3 protein-coding genes and 1 pseudogene are annotated in these 1,872 nt (G+C 66.6%); all 4 read right to left on the reverse strand.

Annotated features, from left to right (window positions below; genetic code table 11):
• A pseudogene (locus PFH44_RS27155) lies at nt 1-141 on the reverse strand (cytochrome c maturation protein CcmE domain-containing protein); the annotation flags it as partial.
• Nucleotides 125-355, reverse strand: coding sequence for a heme exporter protein CcmD (gene ccmD / locus PFH44_RS27160; protein ID WP_283826771.1), 231 nt, complete (start codon nt 353-355; stop codon nt 125-127). The pseudogene PFH44_RS27155 and the gene ccmD, both read right to left, overlap by 17 nt.
• Entirely contained in the window at nt 352-1,089 is a 738-nt protein-coding gene (locus PFH44_RS27165; RefSeq protein WP_283826772.1) for a heme ABC transporter permease, read from the reverse strand. Before PFH44_RS27165 ends, ccmD begins: the two co-directional genes overlap by 4 nt.
• Nucleotides 1,090-1,144: 55 nt before the next feature.
• Entirely contained in the window at nt 1,145-1,804 is a 660-nt protein-coding gene (gene ccmB / locus PFH44_RS27170) for a heme exporter protein CcmB (protein ID WP_283826774.1), read from the reverse strand.
• Between the last annotated feature and the right edge of the window lie 68 nt (nt 1,805-1,872).

Here is a 1,872-nt window from a genome sequence, read left to right on the forward strand (position 1 = left end):
CTTGCCGTAGATAATCTCTCCGGGGGTATAGAACAGGTCGATGTTGGCGCTCAGGGCGTACAGCGTCAGGCTGACGGCGAGCCCCAGCCCGGCCGCCACCGCCAGCACGATATAGAGGCGGTTCTTACGACGCGTCTGCATCTGCGGCCTCCCGGTCACGGACGCGCGCGGCGGCAATCCGCCGGTCGCGGGCCTGCTGGCCCCGAACTTCACTGAACCGCGCCCGGCGCTGCCACAGGGTATGCGCCGTCAGCAGACCAAAGCCCGCCAGCGCGGCGGCGACGGCCAGCCAGACGTACGGCGCGTAGCCGCCCATCGCCAGAAACGCGGCGAAGGAGGAAAAAGCGGGACTCATTTCGAGGCTCCTTTATTCACCAGCGCCGCCACCCACGGGCGGCGGCGTTCCTGGCGCAGGATCAGATTGCGCAGGCGCATCAGCGTCAGGGTAATAACCAGGCACAGCAGGCCGAGCATGCAGACGCGCAGCGGCAGGCGCATGCTGGGGTCAATGCTCTGCTGCATATTGGTCGACCCCTGATGCAGGGTGTTCCACCAGATGACCGAGTAGTGAACGATCGGCAGGTTGACCGCCCCGACCAGCACGAGGATCCCGGCGGCGCGACCCGCCAGGCGGCGGTCGTCGAAGGCGTGCCAGAGGGCAATAATGCCGCCATAAATAAACAGCAGCACCAGCTCAGAGGTCAGACGGGCATCCCAGATCCACCAGGTTCCCCACATCGGCTTGCCCCACGCGGCGCCGCTAACCAGCGCGATAAAGGTGCAGACGGCGCCAACCGGCGCCAGCGCCGCGACGCTAAGGTCGGCCATTTTGACCTGCCAGACCATGCCGACGAAGGCCGCGGCGGCCATCGCGGCATAGATCCCCATTGACCCCATCGCCGCCGGGACGTGGAGATACATGATGCGATAGCTCTCCCCCTGCTGGTAGTCGGCGGGCGCATAGACAAAGCCCCAGCCCAGCCCCACCGCTAACAGCAGCGCGCTCAGCGTCGCCAGCCACGGGATCCAGCGGTCGCACAGGCCGTATAGCCGTTCGGGGATCGCCAGTTGATGTAATGCTTTCCACATAGACGTTTACTCACACGACTGTTTTTTATCACCGCGTCAGAAAGACCGCAGCGGGTTATTGTACCGTCAGCCGCAGCGCGGCGGCGGTGGCAAACGGGCATAGCGTCGCGCTGGCGGCTAAAAAGGCCCCCAGGATCGCCAGATAGCCATCCACCGGCAGCCCGGCAGAGGCGGCCTGCGTTGCGGCGGTGGCAAAGATTAACAGCGGCCCCGACAGCGGCAGCACCAGCAGGCTAAGCAGCACGCCGCCGCGCCTGAGCCCCACCGTCAGCCCCACGCCAACCGCGCCTAAAAAGCTCAGGGTGGGTGTGCCCAGCAGCAGGGTCAGCGCCAGCACGCCCGCGTCGTGGGCGGTCATCCCCAGCAGCAGCGCCGCCAGCGGGGAGACGATCAGCAGCGGCAGACCGGTCATTATCCAGTGGGCGACCACCTTCACCAGCACCACCGTCGCCAGCGGCGTCGGCAGCAGCAGCAGCTGTTCCAGAGAGCCGTCCTGCCAGTCATCGCGAAACAGGCGATCCATCACCAGCAGCGCCGCCAGCAGCGCCGCGACCCACACTACGCCCGGCGCAATCTGCGCCAGCAGCGGCGGGTTCGCGCCCACGCCGAACGGAAACAGGGTGATAACCAGCAGGAAAAACCACAGCGGATTGAGGATTTCCGCCCCGCTGCGCCAGGCGAGGCGCATTTCGCGGCAAAACAGCGCCCGCATCATCAGCCCACCGCCCTTTCGCCGGAGAGGCGCAGCGTCCGTAGGGGACAGGCCAGCGCCCGCAGCGGCTG

Source organism: Klebsiella sp. Ech2A, from assembly GCF_030078455.1.
Classification (GTDB): domain Bacteria; phylum Pseudomonadota; class Gammaproteobacteria; order Enterobacterales; family Enterobacteriaceae; genus Klebsiella; species Klebsiella terrigena.

Coding starts and splice junctions, on each gene's coding strand:
- ccmD (WP_283826771.1), bottom strand. CDS start 355: ATGAGTCCCGCTTTTTCCTCCTTCGCCGCGTTTCTGGCGATGGGCGGC.
- PFH44_RS27165 (WP_283826772.1), bottom strand. CDS start 1,089: ATGTGGAAAGCATTACATCAACTGGCGATCCCCGAACGGCTATACGGC.
- ccmB (WP_283826774.1), bottom strand. CDS start 1,804: ATGATGCGGGCGCTGTTTTGCCGCGAAATGCGCCTCGCCTGGCGCAGC.